This is a genomic window from Shewanella decolorationis S12, from assembly GCF_000485795.1.
In the GTDB taxonomy this organism is placed as follows: Bacteria; Pseudomonadota; Gammaproteobacteria; order Enterobacterales; family Shewanellaceae; genus Shewanella; species Shewanella decolorationis.
Map to the genome: position 1 here is coordinate 46,344 of NZ_AXZL01000068.1, position 22,184 is coordinate 68,527.

The 22,184-nt window shown below is 48.7% G+C and carries 18 protein-coding genes; 16 read left to right on the top strand and 2 right to left on the bottom strand.

Annotated elements, in window-relative coordinates:
- Nucleotides 1-7: 7 nt before the first annotated feature.
- Complete coding sequence (gene glnD / locus SHD_RS12125) at nucleotides 8-2,593, bottom strand: bifunctional uridylyltransferase/uridylyl-removing protein GlnD (RefSeq protein ID WP_023267382.1); 2,586 nt, start codon at nucleotides 2,591-2,593, stop codon at nucleotides 8-10.
- 68 nt (nucleotides 2,594-2,661) lie between these two features.
- Entirely contained in the window at nucleotides 2,662-3,459 is a 798-nt protein-coding gene (gene map, locus SHD_RS12130) for a type I methionyl aminopeptidase (protein WP_023267383.1), read from the bottom strand.
- Nucleotides 3,460-3,767: 308 nt separating this feature from the next.
- On the opposite strand from map, the gene rpsB reads away from it, so the two are divergent.
- The 16 genes from rpsB (at nucleotide 3,768) to dnaE (ending at nucleotide 22,122) form a co-directional block, all read left to right on the top strand.
- Entirely contained in the window at nucleotides 3,768-4,496 is a 729-nt protein-coding gene (gene rpsB / locus SHD_RS12135; RefSeq protein WP_011071784.1) for a 30S ribosomal protein S2, read from the top strand.
- A gap of 119 nt (nucleotides 4,497-4,615) precedes the next feature.
- Nucleotides 4,616-5,467, top strand: a complete 852-nt coding sequence (gene tsf, locus SHD_RS12140) for a translation elongation factor Ts (RefSeq protein WP_011623392.1) — start codon at nucleotides 4,616-4,618, stop codon at nucleotides 5,465-5,467.
- 70 nt (nucleotides 5,468-5,537) lie between these two features.
- Nucleotides 5,538-6,266: a UMP kinase gene (gene pyrH, locus SHD_RS12145; protein ID WP_011717690.1), complete on the top strand. Its 729-nt coding sequence runs from the start codon at nucleotides 5,538-5,540 to the stop codon at nucleotides 6,264-6,266.
- Between the two features lie 29 nt (nucleotides 6,267-6,295).
- Nucleotides 6,296-6,853: a ribosome recycling factor gene (gene frr, locus SHD_RS12150; RefSeq protein ID WP_023267385.1), complete on the top strand. Its 558-nt coding sequence runs from the start codon at nucleotides 6,296-6,298 to the stop codon at nucleotides 6,851-6,853.
- Nucleotides 6,854-6,935: 82 nt separating this feature from the next.
- Nucleotides 6,936-7,763: a polyprenyl diphosphate synthase gene (uppS, locus tag SHD_RS12155; protein ID WP_023267386.1), complete on the top strand. Its 828-nt coding sequence runs from the start codon at nucleotides 6,936-6,938 to the stop codon at nucleotides 7,761-7,763.
- 20 nt (nucleotides 7,764-7,783) lie between these two features.
- The gene (locus SHD_RS12160; RefSeq protein ID WP_039978279.1) at nucleotides 7,784-8,641 is read left to right on the top strand and encodes a phosphatidate cytidylyltransferase; all 858 of its coding nucleotides are present in this window, start codon (nucleotides 7,784-7,786) and stop codon (nucleotides 8,639-8,641) included.
- A gap of 4 nt (nucleotides 8,642-8,645) precedes the next feature.
- Nucleotides 8,646-9,836, top strand: coding sequence for a 1-deoxy-D-xylulose-5-phosphate reductoisomerase (gene ispC, locus SHD_RS12165; RefSeq protein ID WP_023267388.1), 1,191 nt, complete (start codon nucleotides 8,646-8,648; stop codon nucleotides 9,834-9,836).
- Between the two features lie 50 nt (nucleotides 9,837-9,886).
- On the top strand, nucleotides 9,887-11,257 hold the full coding sequence (gene rseP, locus SHD_RS12170) for a sigma E protease regulator RseP (protein ID WP_023267389.1): 1,371 nt from the start codon (nucleotides 9,887-9,889) through the stop codon (nucleotides 11,255-11,257).
- A gap of 31 nt (nucleotides 11,258-11,288) precedes the next feature.
- On the top strand, nucleotides 11,289-13,769 hold the full coding sequence (gene bamA, locus SHD_RS12175) for an outer membrane protein assembly factor BamA (protein ID WP_023267390.1): 2,481 nt from the start codon (nucleotides 11,289-11,291) through the stop codon (nucleotides 13,767-13,769).
- Nucleotides 13,770-13,834: 65 nt separating this feature from the next.
- Nucleotides 13,835-14,332 carry an OmpH family outer membrane protein gene (locus SHD_RS12180; protein WP_023267391.1) on the top strand — a complete coding sequence of 166 codons (498 nt, stop codon included), beginning with the start codon at nucleotides 13,835-13,837 and terminating at the stop codon, nucleotides 14,330-14,332.
- 3 nt (nucleotides 14,333-14,335) lie between these two features.
- Entirely contained in the window at nucleotides 14,336-15,361 is a 1,026-nt protein-coding gene (lpxD, locus tag SHD_RS12185; RefSeq protein ID WP_023267392.1) for a UDP-3-O-(3-hydroxymyristoyl)glucosamine N-acyltransferase, read from the top strand.
- A gap of 32 nt (nucleotides 15,362-15,393) precedes the next feature.
- Nucleotides 15,394-15,858: a 3-hydroxyacyl-ACP dehydratase FabZ gene (gene fabZ, locus SHD_RS12190; protein WP_039978282.1), complete on the top strand. Its 465-nt coding sequence runs from the start codon at nucleotides 15,394-15,396 to the stop codon at nucleotides 15,856-15,858.
- Nucleotides 15,855-16,625 carry an acyl-ACP--UDP-N-acetylglucosamine O-acyltransferase gene (gene lpxA / locus SHD_RS12195; protein ID WP_023267394.1) on the top strand — a complete coding sequence of 257 codons (771 nt, stop codon included), beginning with the start codon at nucleotides 15,855-15,857 and terminating at the stop codon, nucleotides 16,623-16,625. The genes fabZ and lpxA overlap by 4 nt, the downstream gene beginning before the upstream one ends.
- Before the next feature lie 116 nt (nucleotides 16,626-16,741).
- The gene (gene lpxB / locus SHD_RS12200; RefSeq protein ID WP_023267395.1) at nucleotides 16,742-17,899 is read left to right on the top strand and encodes a lipid-A-disaccharide synthase; all 1,158 of its coding nucleotides are present in this window, start codon (nucleotides 16,742-16,744) and stop codon (nucleotides 17,897-17,899) included.
- Nucleotides 17,899-18,528 (top strand): ribonuclease HII, encoded by a 630-nt coding sequence (gene rnhB, locus SHD_RS12205; protein WP_023267396.1) that lies wholly within the window; start codon nucleotides 17,899-17,901, stop codon nucleotides 18,526-18,528. The genes lpxB and rnhB overlap by 1 nt, the downstream gene beginning before the upstream one ends.
- 117 nt (nucleotides 18,529-18,645) lie before the next feature.
- Entirely contained in the window at nucleotides 18,646-22,122 is a 3,477-nt protein-coding gene (gene dnaE, locus SHD_RS12210) for a DNA polymerase III subunit alpha (protein WP_039978283.1), read from the top strand.
- The last annotated feature ends 62 nt before the right edge of the window (nucleotides 22,123-22,184 follow it).

A 22,184-nucleotide genomic window follows, 5' to 3' on the forward strand; every position in this document is an offset into this window, starting at 1 on the left:
GTTTTGGTTAATTGGTTGACTCTGTGTTGATGGCGCTCAGCGCGCTAATCAAGGCTTCCTTGAGCGTATTCTCTTGGGTTTCATTGAGTTGCAAGCCATCATTGGTTTGCAAAATAAAAAAGTCTTCGGCTCGCTCGCCAATGGTGGTGATCTTGGCGGCCAGCAAGGTGGTGTTGCAGCGATAAAAAATATCGCCCACTTTAGCTAATAATCCCGGCGTATCCAAGGCGATGAGTTCCATCATACTTGTACCATGACGGTGACTCTCAAGGAAACTCACCTGAGTGGGAACATTAAAAGGTTTCATCTTGCGTGACAGCTTTCTAAAGCGCGGCAGCTTAGGATTATCGCTTGCAAGCGCCTTTTCAAGGGCCTTACGGATACTCTGAATACGTGAGAGCTGGCTCACGGGGGCGCCGTCTTGCTCGAGGATAACGAAGGTGTCGAGGGCGTAATTATCCTTCGATGTCATAACGTTAGCGTCGTGGACGTTGATGTTTTTATTATCGAGCACCGCCATCACAGTCGCGAATAGCTTAGGTCTATCCTGACAGTAGACAAAGAGTTCAGTGCCGCCGCGCGTCGTGTGCTTAGACACTAGCACTAGCGGCTCGTCCAACTGTTTATGCTTAAGGATGGCTTCGGCATGCCAAGCAACCTGATTCGGCTGGTGTCGCAAAAAGTAGTCGGCCTTAAAGCGTTGCCAGAGAGTATCTAAGTCTTTTTCTTTTATGCCGCGCCGTAGTAATTCTTTTTTAGCCTTGGCTTGATATTCCCGCACCCGTGCGCGAATATCGACGGGTTTTTCTTTGCCGCGCGCGAGCACCCTTTGGGTGGAAAAATATAAGTCGCGTAGCAGTGAGCCCTTCCAGTTGTTCCAGGTCTTCTCGTTGGTGGCGCAGATATCAGCGACGGTTAAGCAGTATAAATAACTTAAATGCACCGCATCGCGTACTTTGCTGGCGAAGTCGGCCACCACATCGGGATCGGAAATATCGCGGCGCTGGGCAGTTACCGACATCACTAAGTGATTTTCGACTAACCAAGCGACTAAGCGGCCATCATGGTCGTTCAAGCCATGGAGCTTACAGAAGGCGAGGGCATCGCTTGAGCCAAGCTTGCTGTGATCGCCGCCGCGTCCCTTAGCGATATCATGGAAAATTGCGCCGAGAACTAACAAACCTTTTTTCGGCAACTGATTGATAAGCACTGAGCCTAAAGGAAACTCTTCCTTCTGCTCAGGCTGAGAGAAGCGCTCGATATTGAGCAGCAATCTGTGGGTGTGTTCATCTACCGTGTAGGCGTGGAACAGGTCAAACTGCATTTGGCCTTCGATATTGCGCCATGCGGGCAAATAGGCCGACAGCACCCCGTGTTTGTGCATCAGCGATAAGGCCGCGATGCCACGAGGATGTTTTAAAATTTCCATAAAGGCTTGGCGGCACTGCGGATTTTCCTGCAAGGGTTGCAGCTGTGCCCGGCGTGCGCGCCTTAGCGATCTTAGTGTCGGCGCATAAATGCCTTTGATATTGGAGTTTTTAGCGACATGGACAAAGAGGCGTACAATTTCTTCGCCGCTATCGAATAAATCGTCCCTTAAGGCCTCGATAAAAGCACCGCGGCGTTGATAGTTATTGTCAATCGCTTGAATCTCTAAGGCCTTGGTTTGGCCCAGTGTCGCCCGCTTAAACAGCTGCAACAGCATTTCGTTCAGCTCCATCACGCGGCGCACCGTGCGATAGTAGCGTTTCATCATCTGCTCAACGGCGAGTTGGGTGGCGTCTTCATAACCCATGAGCTCGGCCACTTGGCGTTGGACATCGAACAGCAGACGATTTTCATCTCGACCGACCGCCATATGCAGGGCAAAGCGCAGCTTCCACAGAAAATGCTGACATTCGAGCAGTTCTTCCAATTCGGCGGGTTCTAAAAACTCGTATTGAACCAGTTCTTCTAGGCGTGAGGCGCCAAAGTGGCGCATAGCAACCCAGGCGATGGTTTGAATGTCCCTCAGGCCGCCGGGGCAACTCTTGATATTGGGCTCAAGGTCAAAGGCGCTCGCCTTGGCATGGCGGGCCGTTTGTTCATCACGTTTGGCGATAAAGAACTGGCTCGACGTCCAAAAGTCGCTCTGACGGATGGCATCATAGAGTTGATCAAACAGGAATTCCGGGCCAGAGAGCAACCGAGCCTCGAGCAGGTTAGTGGCGATGGTGATGTCTTCTCGACCCAGATTTAGAGTATCGCTGAGGGTGCGAACACTGTGGCCAATCTCAAGGCTGGCGTCCCATAAAAAGGCGATAAATTCGCTGAGCGCGGTTTCGGCCGCCTTTGATAACTCACCTTCGAACAGGAATAATAAATCGACATCCGAGTGTGGATGTAACTCGCCGCGACCATAGCCGCCAACGGCAATCAGGGCGATGGGATATTGGTCCAGACCGTGCTGTTGCCAGGCCTGTTTGACGAGGGAATCGACGAACTGACAGCGCTGCGTCACTAGCTCTTCAATCGGTTTTTTTGCTTTGAATCTTGCTAAAAGCGTTTGATTCTGTTCGATTAATGATTGTTTAGCTAGCAGAGCTGTATTCATCGAGTCCCTTGTTTGGATGAGTTAGGTGTTCAGTAATCCTCTGAGTCCTAACGTACTAAGTATGTCGCTTAGTGATTAATGATTCGCGGGAAGTCTTCCTCATCACGCAGAGTCAGGACTTCTACACCGGTTTCAGTCACTAATAATGTGTGTTCCCATTGGGCTGAATTTTTACCATCTGAGGTGGTTACAGTCCAATTATCATTGCGGTCTAACACTGTGGTGTGGCGACCAGCGTTGATCATCGGCTCAATGGTAAAACACATGCCTGGGCGTAAAATGGTGTTATCGCCATTACGGTAGTGCATAACCTGCGGCTCTTCATGGAAACCAGCACCAATACCGTGACCACAATAATCTTGCACGATGGAATATTTCTCAAGACCTGTTTTGCTGGCTTTGATGAATTTTTCGATAGTATTGCCGATTTCTCCCAGTTTTAACCCCGGGCGAACCTTACGAATGGCGAGGTATAAACTCTCTTGCGCGATGCGGCACAGGCGCTTGTCCTTAGGGCTGACTTCACCGATTAAGAACATTTTAGAGGTATCGCCGTGGTAACCGTCTTTGATGACTGTGATATCGATATTGAGAATATCGCCATCCTTGAGAACGCGGTCGCTAGGAATACCATGGCAAATCACGTTGTTTAGCGAAGTACAAATCGACTTAGGAAAACCATGGTAGTTGAGCGGGGCAGAAATCGCCCCTTGCTCTTCGGTATATTTGGCGCAGATATCGTTGAGTTCATTAGTGCTCACGCCGGCCTTAACATAGGGGGCGATCATTTCTAATACTTGTGCGGCCAGCTTACCCGCTGCGCGCATTTTCTCGATTTCTTCTGCTGTCTTAATGACTATACTCATTGCGTTTTCTCTTGTGTCTTCGATGTCTATTGGCGCTATCTACCCGATGCAAAAATTTGTGCTTTAGGGCTATTTATGGTATAAAGCGCGCCGTTATGTTTAAGTCTTGCAGGTTGTTTAAGGTTAGCTTTTGCTTATCTTAACCCAAGGCAAGACTAAAGATGGCGGCCATTATACATGGCAATTTATCTAAATACTAAATCACACACGTGTCGACACATTCTTCGGGGTGCCCTCAGCTGTTAACTGCGGGGTCGAAGACATGGGATACGTGGAGGTCTAACCCCCTAAATTTTAAGGTAATAGAAATGACTACAGTTTCAATGCGCGATATGCTCCAGGCCGGTGTCCACTTCGGTCACCAAACCCGTTACTGGAACCCAAAAATGAAGCCATTCATTTTCGGTGCTCGCAACGGCGTTCACATCATCAACCTAGAGCATACTGTGCCAATGTTCAATGAAGCACTGGCTTTCATCAGCAACGTTGCTTCAAAGAAAGGTAAAGTATTATTCGTTGGTACTAAACGTGCTGCTGGCGAAGCGATCAAAGAAGCTGCTATTTCTTGCGATCAGTACTACGTTGATCACCGCTGGTTAGGCGGTATGCTGACTAACTGGAAAACCGTTCGTCAGTCAATCAAGCGTCTGAAAGAACTGGAAAGCCAATCAGTAGACGGTACTTTCGACAAGCTGACCAAGAAAGAAGCGCTGATGCGTACTCGTGAGCTTGAAAAGCTGGAAAAATCTTTAGGCGGTATTAAGAACATGGGCGGCCTGCCAGACGTATTATTCGTTATCGGCGCTGACCACGAGCATATCGCTATTAAAGAAGCTAACAACCTGGGTATCCCTGTTGTTGCAGTTGTTGATACTAACTCTGCTCCAGACGGTGTTAACTACATCGTTCCTGGTAACGACGACGCAATGCGCGCTATTCGCCTGTACACTACTTCTGTTGCTGCAGCCGCTAACGCTGGCCGTGGTCAAGATTTAGCTGTTCAAGCTGAGCAAGACGGTTTCGTAGAAGCCGAATAATAATAAGGCGGGATGAGTTTCATCACCCTTATTAACCAAGATTTTGATTGGTTAACAGGGGCCATTCGGCCCCTGTTTTATATCTGCAAATTAGTCGAATTTTTAGAGAGGATTTAACAATGGCAATTTCTGCTGCCCAAGTTAAAGAACTGCGCGAGCGTACTGGCGCAGGCATGATGGATTGTAAAAAAGCGTTAGAAGAAACCAACGGCGACATGGAGTTAGCAATTGACAACATGCGTAAGTCTGGTGCTGCTAAAGCTGCTAAGAAAGCAGGTAACATCGCTGCTGACGGTACTATCCTGATCAAAAACGGTGAAGGTTTCGCAGTACTGTTAGAAGTAAACTGCCAAACTGACTTCGTTGCTAAAGATGCGAACTTCTTAGGTTTTGCTAACGCTGTTTTAGACGTTGCTGCAGCGTCTAAAGTGTCTTTAGAAGACTTAAAAGCCCAATTCGAAGAAGCCCGTGTTGCTCTGGTTGCAAAAATCGGTGAAAACATCAACGTTCGTCGCGTTGAGTACATCGACGGCACTCAATTAGCTTCTTACCGTCACGGTGAGCGTATTGGTGTTGTAGTAACGGGTGAAGCGGATGAGGAAACTCTGAAGCACCTAGCAATGCACGTTGCTGCTTCTAAGCCTGAATACGTTAACCCAGAAGACGTTCCAGCTGACGTAGTCGCTCGTGAACAAGCTCTGCAAATCGAAATCTCTATGAATGAAGGCAAGCCTGCTGAAATCGCAGAGAAAATGGTTGTTGGTCGTATGAAGAAGTTCACCGGTGAGATCTCTCTGACTGGTCAAGCTTACATCATGGAACCAAAGAAAACTGTTGGCGAATTCTTGAAAGAGAAAGGCGCTAAAGTCACTAACTTCATTCGTTTAGAAGTGGGTGAAGGTATTGAGAAGAAAGAAGAAGATTTCGCAGCTGAAGTTGCTGCTCAAATCGCCGCTTCTAAAAAGGCTTAATCGCCAACGCTAAATACCCCCAAGACCGCAGCAATGGCTGCGGTCTTGTTATGACCAGGATATAAAAATTATGAGCACCAATCCAAAACCTGCATTTAGACGCATTCTTCTAAAATTAAGTGGCGAAGCACTGATGGGCGACGAAGGCTTCGGCATCGACCCTAAAGTGTTAGATCGCATGGCTCAAGAAGTGAAAGAGCTGGTAGAGTTAGGCATTCAGGTGGGTGTGGTCATTGGTGGTGGTAATCTATTTCGCGGTGAAGGCCTAGCAAAAGCTGGCATGAACCGTGTGGTGGGCGATCACATGGGTATGCTGGCAACGGTTATGAACGGCTTGGCCATGCGTGATGCCCTGCACCGTGCCTATGTTAATGCTCGTCTGATGTCGGCAATCCCGTTAAAAGGGGTGTGTGACGACTACAATTGGGCTGAGGCTATCAGCTTATTAAAATCAGGCCGTGTAGTGATTTTTGCTGCGGGTACTGGTAACCCATTCTGCACTACCGATTCTGCTGCTTGCTTACGCGGCATTGAAATCGAAGCAGAAGTCGTGCTAAAAGGCACTAAAGTTGACGGCGTTTATTCTGACGACCCGATGAAAAATCCAGAAGCCGTGAAGTACGATGAATTATCGTACACTGAAGTACTGGACAAAGAATTAAAAGTAATGGACTTAGCAGCCTTTACGATGGCGCGTGATCATGACATGCCAATCCTAGTATTCAACATGAACAAACCTGGTGCACTGCGCCGTGTGGTCATGGGTGAAGAAGAAGGCACATTGATCAAAGCGAAATAAGTTTTTAATGACCAAGAAGGACATTTAACGTGATTGCAGATATTAAAAAAGATGCTCAAGAGCGCATGGGTAAATGCGTAGAAGCGACTAAGAACCAAATGGCGAAAGTACGTACTGGTCGTGCACACCCAAGCTTACTGGACTCTATCCAAGTGTCTTACTACGGCACTATGACTCCACTCAATCAAGTGGCAAACGTGGGTGTTGAAGATGCACGCACCCTGTCTGTGACAGTGTTTGATCGCAGTGCAATCCAAGCGGTTGAGAAAGCGATCATGAGCTCAGACCTTGGCTTAAACCCAATGTCAGCGGGCGCAACTTTACGTATTCCATTACCTGCACTGACTGAAGAACGTCGTAAAGACTTCATCAAGGTAGTTCGTGCAGAAGCCGAAGGCGGCCGTGTGGCGATTCGTAACGTACGTCGTGACGCGATTTCTGAAGTGAAGAAGCTCGAAAAAGCCAAAGAATGTACTGAAGATGATGTTCGCCGCTTTGAAGACGAAGTGCAAAAGTTCACCGATGCTCACATTAAGAAGGTCGATGAGATTTTAGCGGCCAAAGAAATTGAGTTGATGGAAGTCTAATCTCAGGCGCTATAAGCTAGAGTTGCTACGCCGTGTAGGGGTATACTACACGGCGTTTGTCTATTTTAAAGGGTTGTAATAGATGTCATCCACAGTGGAATTTGATCCGCAATCTAGGTCGACTGAGCAGGATGCTTGTGCTCAGACAAGCTTACCGGAGGTATTACCCGAACTCGTTAAACAGTCATTACCTAAACATGTTGCGATTATTATGGATGGTAATGGACGTTGGGCCCAAACCCAGGGCAAACCACGAGTAATGGGGCATAAAGCCGGCGTAAAGGCGGTGAGACGTGCGGTGAGTGCGGCCAGTCAGTTAGGGATACAATCGCTGACGCTATTTGCGTTTTCCAGCGAGAATTGGCGTAGACCCGATAAAGAAGTCAGCTTGCTGATGGAATTGTTTTTTACCGTGTTACAACGGGAAATTAAGTTACTCGATAAGAACCAAGTCAGATTGAATATCATCGGCGATATCAGCCGTTTTTCTGCGCGTTTACAAAAACAAATTCGTGCCGCAGAAGAAAAAACCGCAGGCAACAGTGGATTGATATTGAATGTAGCGGCTAATTACGGTGGCCGTTGGGACATACTGCAAGCTGCGCAAAAGTTAGCTGAAAAGGTGGAAAATGGCGAAATGAACAGCAGTCAGTTCACCGAAGAAGCCCTGAGTGAACATTTGTGCATGCAAAATCAGAGTGAAGTTGATTTAATGATCCGTACGGGTGGGGATTACCGGATCAGCAATTTTGTGCTCTGGCAGGCTGCCTATGCTGAATTGGTGTTTATGGACACCCTTTGGCCTGATTTCGATGAACAGGCTTTTCATGAAGCGATTGCCACTTTTGCCAGTCGCCAGCGCCGTTTTGGTTTGACCGGAAGTCAAATTGATGAGATGCGCGCATTGTAAAACGTCATGAGGGATTTTTTTTGCTAAAACAACGTATAATAACAGCAATTTGGTTAATTCCATTAGTTTTGGGAGCGATCTTTTTACTCCCCGTAGAGTACTTTGCTTGGGCCCTAGTGGCCGTGTTTCTGATCGCCGCTAAGGAGTGGGGCAGGATCATCGATAGTCAATGTGATGTGACTCAATGGAGTTTTACTTGCACCGTCGGTATTTTGCTTATCGCGTTGAATTTAATTGTTCCCGCCGACACCATTTGGCTTAGGGGACAAATTCATCCTATCTATCTTGCCGTGATGGCCATCGGTGCACTGTGGTGGATAGTGTCGCTGCTGTTGGTGGTGACTTACCCTAAGAGCGCCAAACTCTGGCAAAAGAACCCCATGCTAAAGTCCATGTTTGGACAACTCACCTTAGTGCCTTGTTTCGTGGCGCTGATTGCTCTCAAATCCATTAGCTCGCAAATATCGACTTACTATGGTGGGTCATTGGTATTACTGGTGATGCTGATTGTTTGGGCGGCGGACTCGGGCGCGTATTTTGTCGGTAAAGCGGTCGGCAAGACCAAGCTGATGCCTGCGGTGAGCCCCGCAAAAACCTTAGAAGGGTTACTGGGCGGCCTGATGACGACACTAATTGTGGTCGCTGGCGTGATGTATTTTTCGCCTGAGCAGGAATTAGGTTTAGTGGTCGCGGTCACCCTTTTTGTGGCGCTGATATCGGCGCTTGGCGATTTATCCGAGAGTATGTTTAAGCGTGCCGCCTGCATCAAAGACTCGGGCACCATTCTGCCTGGGCATGGTGGCGTTCTCGATCGCATCGACAGCCTCACTGCGGCCTTGCCGGTGTTTACCTTAATCTACATTGCATTCTGGATGTAACGCTATGCAAAATATGGTGATTTTGGGCGCAACCGGGTCGATTGGTGCCAGTACTTTAAGTGTGATTTCGGCTAATCCCGATGCCTATCGAGTTTACGCTTTAGTGGCGAATGCGAGTGTCGATAAGATGCTCGCCCTGTGTTTGACCCATCGCCCCCAAGTCGCCCATATGGTCGATAGTCAGGCCGCATTAACGCTACACGCCAAGCTTCCCCCTGAACTTAATATCAAAGTCAGTAGCGGTGAGGATGAACTCATCGCCTTAGTCACAGCCACCGAGGTGGATACTGTGATGGCGGCAATTGTTGGCGCAGCGGGGTTAGTGCCCACCTTAGCTGCTGTTAAGGCGGGTAAGCGGGTATTGCTTGCCAATAAAGAAGCCTTGGTGATGTCAGGTGAACTCTTTATTGAGGCCACGAAAGCTTCGGGCGCCACACTGTTACCAGTCGATAGTGAGCACAATGCGATTTTTCAATGCTTACCCGAAGAGGTGCAGGCCAATTTAGGCCGCTGTGACTTAGCCGCATCGGGTATTTCCCATATTTTATTGACAGGCTCTGGCGGCCCCTTTTTAACTACTGAGCTTGCCAGCCTTGCGTCGATGACACCTGCGCAGGCCTGTAAACATCCAAACTGGTCGATGGGCCCGAAAATTTCAGTCGACTCTGCCACTATGATGAATAAGGGCTTGGAGTTTATTGAAGCGCGTTGGTTGTTTAATACCCAGAAAGACCAATTAAAGGTGGTTATCCATCCGCAGAGCGTTATCCATTCGATGGTGCAATACCGGGATGGTAGCGTGATCGCGCAAATGGGTAACCCGGATATGCGTACACCGATTGCACATTGTATGTCCTATCCACAAAGAATTCGCTCTGGCGTTGAACCTTTGGATTTTTTCAAAGTCGGACAGTTAAGCTTTTGTGAGCCAGACTTTAATCGCTTCCCCTGTTTGGCGTTAGCGATTGCCGCGTGTGCCCAAGGCCAAGAAGCAACTACGGTACTCAATGCCGCCAATGAAATCGCCGTCGAGGCATTTTTACAGGGGCAGATTGGTTTTACCCATATCGCCAAGGTGAATGAAGCTTGTTTATCCTCTGTGCCTAAACGGGCGATGACCAGCATCGATGATATTATCGCCCTCGATGCACAAACGCGGATTTATGCCCGCGAACAGTTAGCGAAATTTGCTTAACCCTCATTTAGTGTGGCTTAAGCGGATTTGACGATGACATAAGGAGTGGAATGTTAGATTTTTTGTGGAACTTAGGTTCGTTTATCGTTGCGCTTGGGCTGCTCATCACCGCCCACGAATACGGCCATTTCTATGTTGCACGTCGCTGTGGCGTGAAGGTTGAACGTTTCTCGATTGGTTTTGGTAAGGCTATTTGGCGCAAAGTGGGTCAAGATGGCACTGAGTACGTCATCGCCATGATCCCATTAGGCGGCTATGTCAAAATGCTCGATGAGCGAGTAGAAGACGTACCCGATGAGTTAAAGGACCAAGCCTTTAACCGTAAGACTGTTTGGCAACGGATTGCGATTGTGGCCGCAGGGCCTATTGCTAACTTTATCTTTGCGATTATCGCGCTGTATTTTATGTACTTAATTGGTGTGCCATCGCTCAAGCCGGTGATTACCTCGACGACACCTGGCACGGCAGCGGCGCAAATCCAAGTGAACGAGCCAATGCAAGTGACGGCGATTTCAGGCCAGCCAGTACGCAATTGGGAAGAAGTGAATTTAGCGCTAGTTGGCCATATCGGCGATGACAGCTTAACCGTCTCCCTTGCGCCGCTAAATGGCTTGCAGGGTTTAGACACCACAGCTCGCACTTACACCCTTGATACCCGCGAGTGGCGTTTCGACCCAGAAAAAGAGTCGCCAATTACAGCGTTGGGTCTGGGCGTGTATCGCCCTGCGATTGAGCCACAAATTGCGCTCATCAGCGAAGGCAGTGCGGCGGCTAAGAGTGACCTGAAGGTCGGTGATACCTTGGTTGCCATCAATGGCCAAAATTACACCGATTGGCAAGCTTTTGTTGACATTATTCAACATTCTGCCAATGTGCCTGTGGAGTTAACAGTGCGCCGTAATGGCGAGCAGTTTGCCATCTCCGTGACACCTGCAAGTGTTAAAAATAGTGATGGCAAAGAGGTAGGCGTGCTCGGGGTGATCCCAGCTCAGGCACAGTGGCCTGAGAATATGCGCCTGCAACTCGAATATGGCCCAATCGAATCTTTTGCTATCGCAGCCGATAAAACATGGCAACTTGTTGCTGTGAGCTTTAAGATGATTGGCAAATTATTTACTGGCGATGTGTCAGTGAAAAACTTAAGTGGACCTATCTCAATCGCACAGGGTGCGGGCAATAGTGCAAACTATGGCTTGGTTTACTTTCTCGGTTTCCTCGCGCTTATCAGTGTCAATTTAGGCATCATTAACCTGCTGCCATTGCCTGTGCTCGATGGGGGACACCTGCTGTATTACTTCGTTGAGGTAATCACTGGTAAACCTGTGTCTGAAAAGGTGCAGGAAATAGGATTCAGATTTGGGGCAGCATTGCTGCTGATGTTGATGAGCATCGCGCTCTTCAATGACTTTGCCCGACTCTGAGCAAGGACAGACTAATAATTAGAAGTGCTCTATGAGATTGAATAAACTTTTTGCCTCGATGTTATTCGTCGGTGCGTCGTTTTCAGGGACTGTGTTGGCGGATACTTTCCAACCCTTTGAAGTGACCGACATCCAAGTTGAAGGTTTGCAGCGAGTCGCACTGGGTGCTGCCTTGTTAAGCTTACCAGTGAAAGTGGGTGACACTGTTGACCAGTTAAAAATTCAACAAGCCATTAAAAGCCTGTACGCATCGACTAACTTTGAGAACATCTCAGTCAGTCATGATGGCGGTGTGTTGATTGTCAAAGTCACTGAGCGACCAACGATCAGTGCCGTGACCTTTGAAGGCAACAAAGACATTAAAGATGAGCAGTTACAGGAAAGTCTGGACGGCTCAGGCGTGAAAGTCGGCGAGTCCTTAGACCGTACTATGCTGACGGGCATCGAGAAGGGATTACAAGACTTCTACTACGGTGTAGGTAAATACGGCGCCAAAGTGGAAGCGCAGGTGATTAACTTACCCCGTAACCGTGTCGAACTCAAATTCAAGTTCACTGAAGGTTTAGCGGCTGAAATTCGCCAAATTAACGTGGTTGGCAACAAAGAGTTCACTGATGCCGAGCTTATCGGCATGTTAGAGCTTAAAGACTACGTGGCCTGGTGGGATCTGTTCGGTGAGCGTCGTTACCAGAAGCAAAAACTGCAAGCCGACCTTGAAACCATTAAAACCTATTACCACAACAAGGGTTATATCCGCTTTGAAGTCACCTCGACTCAAGTGGCGATGACGCCTGACCGTAAAGGTTTGTATATCACCATCAACGTCAACGAAGGTGAGAAGTACAAGGTTAAAGACGTTAACCTCACTGGCGACTTAATGGGCCGTGAAGAGTTAATGAAATCGATTCTGCCAATTAAGGCGGGCGATATGTACAACGGTGGTGATGTGACCTTCACCGAAGAGATGTACAGCAAGTACTTAGGCCGTTTCGGTTACGCCTACCCTGAAGTGAAAACCTACCCTGAAATTGATGATAAAACCAAGGAAGTGACCTTAAACATCAATATCAAACCGGGTAAACGTGTTTATGTTCGCTCTATCAACTTTACGGGCAACACAGTTACTAAAGATGAAGTGATGCGCCGCGAGCTGCGTCAGATGGAAGGTGCTTGGTTAAACTCAGCGCAGGTTGAGCAATCTAAAGCCCGTCTAAACCGCTTAGGCTTCTTCGAGACCGTTGATACCGAAACCATTCAAGTGCCAGGTACCGATGATTTAGTCGACGTGGCTGTTAAGGTCAAAGAGCAACCATCGGGCTCATTTAACGCTGGTGTGGGTTATGGTACTGAATCGGGTTTAAGTCTGCAGTTTGGTGTGCAGCAGAATAACTTCCTCGGTACGGGTAACCAAGCGGGCGTGAGTTTAAGCACCAACAAGTATTCTAAGAACGTTAACTTGTCTTACACCGATCCTTATTGGACCAAAGATGGAGTGAGCTTAGGTGGTAGCGTTTACTGGAACGAGTTCGATGCGAATGAGGCTAACCTTGAACGCTATAAAAACAGCTCCTACGGTGTGGCGTTAAACTCAGGCTTCCCGATTAACGAATACAACCGTATCAACGGTGGTATTGGCTATCGTCATAACACGATTTCAGAAATCTCAGCCTACGAACAGGCACTGCGTTTCTACAATATCTACCGTGACGATGATCCGAATGCCGATTTAAGTTTTGATAACTTCGAGCTGAGCTTAGGCTGGTACCGCAGCACCTTAAACCGTGGCACCTTCCCAACGGACGGTTCGTCACAGCGTTTAAGCGGTAAGATGACAGTACCAGGCTCAGATCTGCAGTACTTTAAGACTGACTTTGATACTAACTATTATTTCCCCATCAATCGCAGCCACAGTTTTGTAGTGTTAGCGCGCGGTCGTTTAGGTTATGGCAACGGCTATGGTCAATTTAATGATAATGACCAAATTCTGCCATTCTGGGAAAACTATTACTCGGGCGGTAGTACCTCACTGCGTGGCTTTAAGTCTAACTCGGTTGGTCCTCGTTCATTCTATCTCTACCGTGGCAGTGAGCCTTGTGCGCCAGATCCATCGGGTGACGGTTGTAGCTTACCGGGCGATCCAAACAGTATTCAGGTCAGTTCTGGTCGTTCAATCGGTGGTAACGCGATTGCAACTGCGAGCATGGAATTGATTGTGCCAACACCATTCTTGGATGAGGCCTACACGAATTCTGTTCGTACCAGCTTCTTCGTCGATGCGGGTAACGTATGGGATACTGAGTTCGATTTTGCTAAGTATCAAACGCTGCCAGCGGAAGAGTTTGATAAGTTGCAGGACTACAGCGATCCGGGTCGTATCAGGGCATCTTGGGGGGTAAGCTTACAGTGGCTGTCTCCTATGGGGCCAATGGTATTCAGCTTGGCATGGCCGATTAAAGAATACGAAGGCGATCAAACAGAGATCTTCTCGTTCAATATTGGCAAAACTTTTTAAAAGGCATACACTCGGCAGGTTTTGCTGAATATAACAAAGGTAACAAGGAGTCTATTTTGAACAAGATGGTAAACCGTGCCCTGGTGACGTTGGCTTTATTAGGTGCACCTTTAGCGGCGCAGGCAGAAAATATTGCTGTTGTTGATATGGGCGCTGTGTTTGAACAGTTACCTCAACGTGAGCAAATCACTCAATCTCTCAAATCTGAGTTTGGTGATCGCATGTCTGAAGTTCAGAAAATGCAAGAAGAAATGCGCTCTCTGATGGAGAAGCAGCAACGTGATGGCGCGTTAATGAATGACACGCAAAAAACTGAGCTGGTTCGCAAGATGGAAGCGTTAAAATCTGAATATCAGTTGAAAGGTAAAGCATTGGATGAAGACTTACGTCGTCGCCAAGGTGAAGAGCAAAACAAACTGTTAGTTAAGGTGCAAAAAGCTATTAACACTATCGCTGAAAAAGAAAAATATGATTTAGTTTTACAGCGTGGTGCTGTCATTTATGTTAAGCCAAATGCTGACATCAGTGGCAAAGTGGTTGAAGCCTTAAGCAAAGGCAAGTAATTGATGAAAAGTGTGACTTTAAAAGAGCTAAGCCTGTTATTAGACGGCGTTGTTCAGGGCGATGAAACGTTAGTGATCAACAGCGTTGCGACACTTGAACATGCCCAGTCGGGTCAAATCTCTTTTTTAGCCAACAGCAAATACCGTGCTCAGCTTGAGTCAACTCAAGCGAGCGCGGTGTTATTGTCGGCTAAAGACGCGCAGGACTACTCAGGCACTGCGTTAGTCGTTAAAGATCCCTATGTAGGGTTTGCCCGTGTGGCACAGTTTTTAGATACCACGCCCAAAGCGGCTGTGGGTATCCATCCTTCGGCGCAAATTGACCCTTCTGCCCAGTTAGGTGAAGGGGTGGCAATTGGTGCTAATGTGGTGATCGGCGCGAACGTGATCCTCGGCGAAAACGTACAGATTGGTGCGGGTTCTGTGATTGGTCAAGATTCCATCGTAGGCTCTAATACTCGTCTGTGGGCCAATGTGACCCTCTATCATAATGTTCATTTAGGTCAAGATTGTATTATCCATTCCGGCGCCATTATTGGCTCCGACGGTTTCGGTTACGCCAATGAGCGTGGTCGGTGGATTAAAATTCCACAAACCGGTGGTGTCCGTATTGGCGATCGCGTTGAAATCGGTGCGAACTCAACTATCGACCGCGGTGCTTTAGGTCATACCGAGATCCACAACGGTGTGATCATCGACAACCAAGTACAGGTTGCCCATAACGATATTATTGGTGAAAATACCGCGATCGCTGGCAGCACGACCATTGCTGGCAGTGTCACTATTGGTAAACACTGTATTATTGGTGGTAACTGCGCGATTGCGGGCCACTTGAGCATTGCCGACGGTGTCCATCTCTCTGGCGCGACAAACATTACAGGTAACATGCGTGAACCTGGTTTGTATTCTTCTGCGACAGTGGCAATGGAAAACAAAGTGTGGCGCAAAAATACAGTTCGCTTCCGTCAATTGGATGAACTGTTCCAACGCGTGAAAACGTTGGAAAAGAATTCAAATACACCAGAGTAATTGCCCCAAGGCAATTTTGAGGAACTAGGTTCGTGTCTAATCAAATGAACACTATGGATATTACGGAGATCCTTAAGTATCTACCCCATAGATATCCATTTTTATTAATCGATCGCGTTTTGGATTTCACCCCAGGTGAGAGTCTCCATGCGATTAAAAACGTGACGATTAATGAGCCCTTTTTCCAGGGGCATTTCCCTGTTCAGCCTGTTATGCCCGGCGTGCTGATTTTAGAAGCTATGGCACAGGCCACTGGATTGCTCGCATTTAAAACAATGAGCGATGACGTGCCGCCTCCAGGTGTGTTGTACTATTTTGCTGGTATCGATAACGCGCGTTTTAGACGTGTGGTTGAACCCGGCGACCAAATCCATTTTGAAGTCAAAATGATTAAAGAGCGCCGCGGGATTGGCGTTTTCTATGGTGAGGCCAAAGTGGATGGTGAAGTGGTTTGTTCCGCTGAAATCATGTGTGCCCGCAGAGAGATTAATCAGTGATAGATACATTAGCGTTTGTGCATCCCGATGCAAAAATTGGTAAAAACGTCACCATAGGTCCATGGAGTTATGTGGGCGCGGGTGTCGAGATTGGTGATGATTGTTGGTTAAGTTCCCACGTAGTGGTGAAGGGCCCAACCATTATCGGTAAAGGCAACCGTATTTTCCAATTCGCCTCCGTGGGTGAAGAATGCCAAGACAAGAAATACGCTGGCGAGCCGACTCGACTCATTATTGGCGATAACAACGTTATCCGTGAGCATGTGACCATTCACCGTGGTACGGTTCAAGACAATAGTGAAACCCGTATTGGCTCAAACAACCTGTTTATGAACTACGTGCATATCGCCCATGACTGTGTGGTTGGTAATAACGTGATTATGGCTAACAATGCCTCTATCGCGGGCCATGTGCATGTGGGTGACTGGGCGATTCTCGGAGGTATGACTGGCGTTCACCAGTTTGTGCATATCGGGGCCCATGCCTTTACTGCGGGTTGTTCGTTACTGCTACAGGATGTGCCACCCTTTGTGATGGCGGCGGGACAACCTGCCATTCCCCGTGGCTTAAACAGCGAAGGTATGAAACGCCGTGGTTTCTCAAAGGAGAGCCAATTAGCGGTGCGTCGTGCCTATAAAACCTTATATCGCAGCAGTTTAACTGTTGACGAAGCGGTTGAAGCGCTTGCCGAGGATGCGCAGAACGATGAACAAGTTAAGTCGTTCATTGAGTTTGTTAAATCATCGGGTCGCGGCATTATTCGTTAAGAGTCTTAGACTCTACACTATGCCATTCATAGGCACTGCTCGTAATATTCTGCTTTAGATAATGCCATGGCAGAGATGCGCTGCGGTGCCATTCACTTGTCAGATATGATTGGTTTATGAGCAAAAAATCTCAATTAGTGTTTGCAATGGTCGCCGGAGAACTCTCCGGCGATATTTTAGGTGCAGGTTTAATGGCTGCACTGCAAAAAACACACCCCAACGCCCGTTTTGTCGGTATTGGTGGACCTCGTATGGAAGCCTTAGGCTTCGAATCCCTGTTCGCGATGGAAGAATTAGCCGTGATGGGGATAGTCGAAGTGCTATCACGCTTACCGCGATTACTCCATGTGCGATCATCCCTGATTAAGTCCATCACCGAACTTAAGCCCGATTGCTTTATCGGTATCGATGCACCGGATTTTAATATCGGTCTCGAGCTTAAGTTAAAGGCGCAGGGGATTAAAACCGTTCATTATGTGAGCCCTTCGGTATGGGCATGGCGCCCTAAGCGTATTTTTAAAATCGCTAAGGCCACCAATATGGTGTTGTCGTTATTACCCTTTGAGAAAGCTTTTTATGATAAGCATCAGGTGCCTTGCACCTTTGTTGGCCATACCTTGGCAGACGATATTCCGTTAGAGAGTGATAAGGCAAGTGCTCGTCAGTTGCTTGAGCTCGATCCTGAAGCTGAATACCTCGCCATTTTACCCGGCTCCCGTGGCGGTGAGTTAAAGCAATTGGCCGAGCCGTTTGTTAAGGCGGCATTGCTTATTAAACAACAATTTCCTGATATTCGCTTTGTGACGCCCTTAGTGAATCAAAAGCGCCGTGAGCAGTTTGAGCAAGCGTTAAAAGACTATGCACCGGATCTGGAAATCCATATGGTGGAAGGTAAGTCTCGTGAAGTGATGGCCGCCGCCGATGGCATTTTGCTCGCCTCGGGCACGGCAACGCTTGAGGCCATGCTGATCAAACGTCCTATGGTGGTGGCGTATCGCGTGAGTCCAATGACCTACCGTATTGCTAAGCGTATGATGCAGGTGAAGCGTTTCTCCTTGCCGAATCTGTTAGCGGGGCGAGATGTAGTGCCAGAGCTTATTCAGCATGATTGTACGCCCGAGAAGATTGCAGAAGCAGTTGGCATTGAATTAAACCGCGATTTTGCGCCAATCAAAGCCGAGTTTGAGCGTTTGCACCAAATGCTGCGCTGTGATGCCAGTCAAAAAGCGGCCGAGGCGGTGTTAGCACTCGTTGATGCCAAGGATGTGAACTAATGGCGGTATTTAAGACGTTAACCGACGCAGATATCGCCACCTTCTCAACAGGTTTAGTGGCGGGTGTGGATGAAGTCGGCCGTGGCCCGCTGGTGGGGGATGTGGTCACCGCTGCGGTGATCCTAGACCCCAATCGTCCCATTGCTGGCTTAAATGATTCTAAAAAACTCAGCGAGAAGCGTCGAGAGGCCCTGTTCGATGAGATTTGTGAAAAAGCCTTAAGCTATCATGTGGGGCGGGCAACCCCAGCGGAAATCGATGAACTCAATATTCTGCATGCGACCATGCTTGCCATGCAGCGCGCGGTAGCCGGGCTTGTACTTACGCCTGAGTTGGTCTTAGTTGATGGTAATCGCAGCCCGGCGTTTACGCACCAGGGACTGTCTCTGATGAGTCATAGCATAGTCAAAGGTGATGGCCTGATTGCGAGTATCAGTGCGGCGTCGATTATTGCCAAAGTCACCCGCGATCGGGAGATGGATGCCCTCGATGCCGCTTATCCCCAGTATGGATTTGCCAAGCATAAGGGGTATCCGACTAAGGCGCATTTTGACGCCATCGCCGAGCACGGTGTGTTCGACCAATATCGTAAAAGTTTCAAACCCGTCAAGGCATTACTGGAGCGTTAACACCGATTGGGTGTTTTCACTTCAGCTTGAGAGCAAAGTCACTAGCCCAAGGGCTGTGACTTTGTTAGTCTGCTTTTTTAGTGATTGTTAACCTGCTATTCAAAGATAATTCTAATTATGTCCGATCCTCGTTTTGTGCATCTTCGTGTCCACAGTGACTTCTCTATGTCCGATGGTGTGGCTAAGGTCAAACCCATCCTCGCCCAAGTTGAGGCGAAGGGCATGGCTGCGGTGGCCTTAACGGATCAAAACAACCTCTGCGGTCTGGTCAAGTTTTATGGCGGCTGTCACGGGGCGGGGATTAAGCCGATTATCGGTGCGGATTTTTGGATGCAAGTGCCGGGATTTGATGGCGAGTTTTGTGCTTTAACCATTATCGCAATGAATAATGAGGGTTATCAAAACCTCACCCAAATCATCAGCCAAGCCTATTTACGTGGCCATGTTCAAGGGCGCGTGGTGATTGACCAAGAGTGGCTTGTCACCTACAACGAAGGCATTTTGCTGCTGTCTGGCGGTCGAGAAGGAGACGTGGGTAAGGCGCTGCTTAAGGGCAACAATACCCAAGTAGAATCCTTATGCGAGTTTTATCAGCAGCATTTTGAGGGCCGTTATTACCTCGAGTTATTGCGCACGGGGCGCCCTGATGAGGAGCGTTACCTGCACATGGCGGTGGGACTGGCACAGGAAAAGGGTATCCCAGTGGTGGCCACCAATCAGGTGGTGTTTTTAAAACCCGAAGACTTTGAGGCCCATGAGATCCGCGTTGCGATTCACGATGGTTTTACGCTCGCCGATCCCCGCCGTCCGAAAAAATACAGCGAGCAGCAGTACCTTCGCAGTGAAGAGGAAATGTGCGAGCTGTTTGCCGACATTCCCGCCGCGCTCGAAAATACCGTTGAAATCGCCAAGCGCTGCAACGTAACCATTCGCTTAAACGAGTACTTTTTACCGAATTTCCCTACTGGTGATATGTCGATTGAGGATTATTTGGTTGATCGCTCAAAGAAGGGGCTCGAAGAACGTTTAGCATTCTTATTTCCCGATCCGGCTGTGCGTGCCGAGCGCCGCGGTGAATACGATGAGCGTCTCGACGTTGAGCTCAAGGTGATTAACCAGATGGGCTTTCCTGGTTACTTCTTGATCGTGATGGAGTTTATCCAGTGGGGCAAGGACAACGGCATTCCCGTTGGGCCAGGACGTGGTTCTGGCGCGGGATCGCTTGTGGCCTATGCTTTAAAAATTACCGACTTAGACCCCCTCGAATTCGATCTGCTGTTCGAACGTTTTTTGAACCCAGAGCGGGTGTCGATGCCCGACTTCGACGTCGACTTCTGTATGGATAGACGCGATGAGGTGATTGATCACGTGGCCGAACTCTACGGCCGTGAAGCAGTATCGCAAATTATTACCTTTGGTACCATGGCGGCCAAGGCGGTTATCCGTGACGTAGGCCGTGTGCTCGGCCATCCCTATGGCTTTGTGGACCGCATTTCTAAGTTGATTCCGCCAGAGCCTGGCATGACGCTCGCCAAGGCCTTTGAGGTCGAGCCTGCGTTGCAGGAGTCCTACGATGCCGATGAGGATGTGAAAGATCTTATCGACATGTGCCGCAAACTCGAGGGTGTGACCCGTAACGCTGGTAAGCACGCGGGGGGCGTGGTAATTGCGCCCACCAAGATCACCGACTTCTCGCCGCTTTACTGCGACGCCGAAGGGAAAAACCCGGTAACCCAGTTCGATAAGAACGACGTGGAAACCGCTGGCTTAGTAAAATTCGACTTCTTAGGGTTAAGAACCCTCACCATCGTCGACTGGGCGCTGGAAATGATCAACAAGGTGGAGGTTAAAAACGGCCGTCCACCGGTGAGGATTGAGGCTATTCCCCTAGATGACCCAGCGTCGTTCCGCTTGCTGCAACGCTATGAAACCACCGCGGTATTCCAGCTTGAATCCCGCGGTATGAAGGATTTGATTAAGCGTCTGCAACCCGACTGCTTCGAAGATATGATTGCACTCGTTGCACTGTTCCGCCCTGGCCCACTGCAATCGGGCATGGTGGATAACTTTATCGAGCGTAAGCATGGCCGTGAGGAGGTTTCTTATCCCGACTCGCAGTACCAGCACGAATCTCTAAAAGGATTATTGTCCCCCACCTACGGCATTATTTTGTACCAAGAGCAGGTGATGCAGATTGCGCAGGTACTATCGGGTTATACCTTAGGCGGCGCTGACATGCTTCGCCGCGCTATGGGTAAGAAAAAGCCTGAGGAGATGGCCAAACAGCGCGGTACCTTTAAAGAAGGAGCGATTAAGAACGGCGTCGATGGCGAGTTGGCGATGAAAATCTTCGACTTAGTGGAAAAGTTTGCGGGCTACGGCTTTAACAAATCTCACTCCGCCGCGTACGCCCTTGTGTCCTATCAAACCCTGTGGCTCAAGACTCACTTCCCGTCGCAGTTTATGGCCGCGGTAATGTCCGCCGATATGGACAACACAGACAAAATCGTCACCCTAGTGGATGAGTGTGAGCGCATGGGACTCACCATTATTCCGCCGGATGTAAACAAAGGTCTGTTTAAGTTTACCGTCGATGATGATCTGCGTATCGTCTACGGTATCGGCGCCATCAAAGGTGTGGGTGAGGGGCCAGTTGAGTCGATTTTAGAGGCGCGTAAGGATGGCCCATTTAAAGATTTATTCGACTTTTGCGCCCGTATCGATCTTAAAAAGCTTAACAAGCGGGTGATTGAAAAGCTTATCTGCGCGGGTGCCTTAGATGCGCTAGGGCCGCACCGCGCCTCTATGATGGCAACGCTACCAGAGGCGATAAGCGCCGCCGATCAGCATGCTAAGGCCGAGGCCATCGGTCAGCATGATATGTTTGGTCTGCTTAATAGTGACCCTGAGGACAGCAAGCAGCAGTTTGTCGAATGCACCCCGTGGCCCGATAAAATTTGGCTCGAAGGGGAGCGTGAGACCTTAGGTCTATATTTAACTGGTCACCCGATTAATCAATATCTTAAAGAGCTTAAGCATTACACTTCTGGGCGCTTAAAGGACGTGCACCCAACCGATCGCGGCAAAACGGTGAAGGCGGCGGGTCTTGTGGTGGCAACCCGGGTGATGCTCACTAAGCGTGGCTCAAAAATGGGCCTGCTGACCTTAGATGATAAGAGTGCACGCCTCGAGGTGATGCTCTTTACCGAAGCCTTTGAGAAGTTTAACCATTTGCTCGAGAAGGACAGGATCCTGATCTGCGAAGGTGAAGTAAGCTTCGATGATTTTGCCGGTGGCAACCGCATGACGGCGCGTAACATTATCGATATCAGCGAGGCGCGTAGCCACTTTGCCAGCGCCTTAGAAATCGATTTAGACGCCTCGCAGCTAACGCCTAGCGTGCTCGAAAGTATCGAGCAGTCGATAAGCTCATGGCGTAATGGTGCCGTGCCTGTGGTGATTAACTACAGTCAAGCGCAGGCCAAGGGCCAATTTAGGTTGGCGGAAAATTGGCGAGTCAACCCAAGCGATGAATTGGTGTTTGCCCTTGAGAGTCTGCTTGGGCCAAATAAGGTGCGGATCCTGTTCCCCTAATCGATAACCTGAGAAAGACTTAGGGTTGGCAGGGAATAATTGAGCATCGACGAGTGATGGAT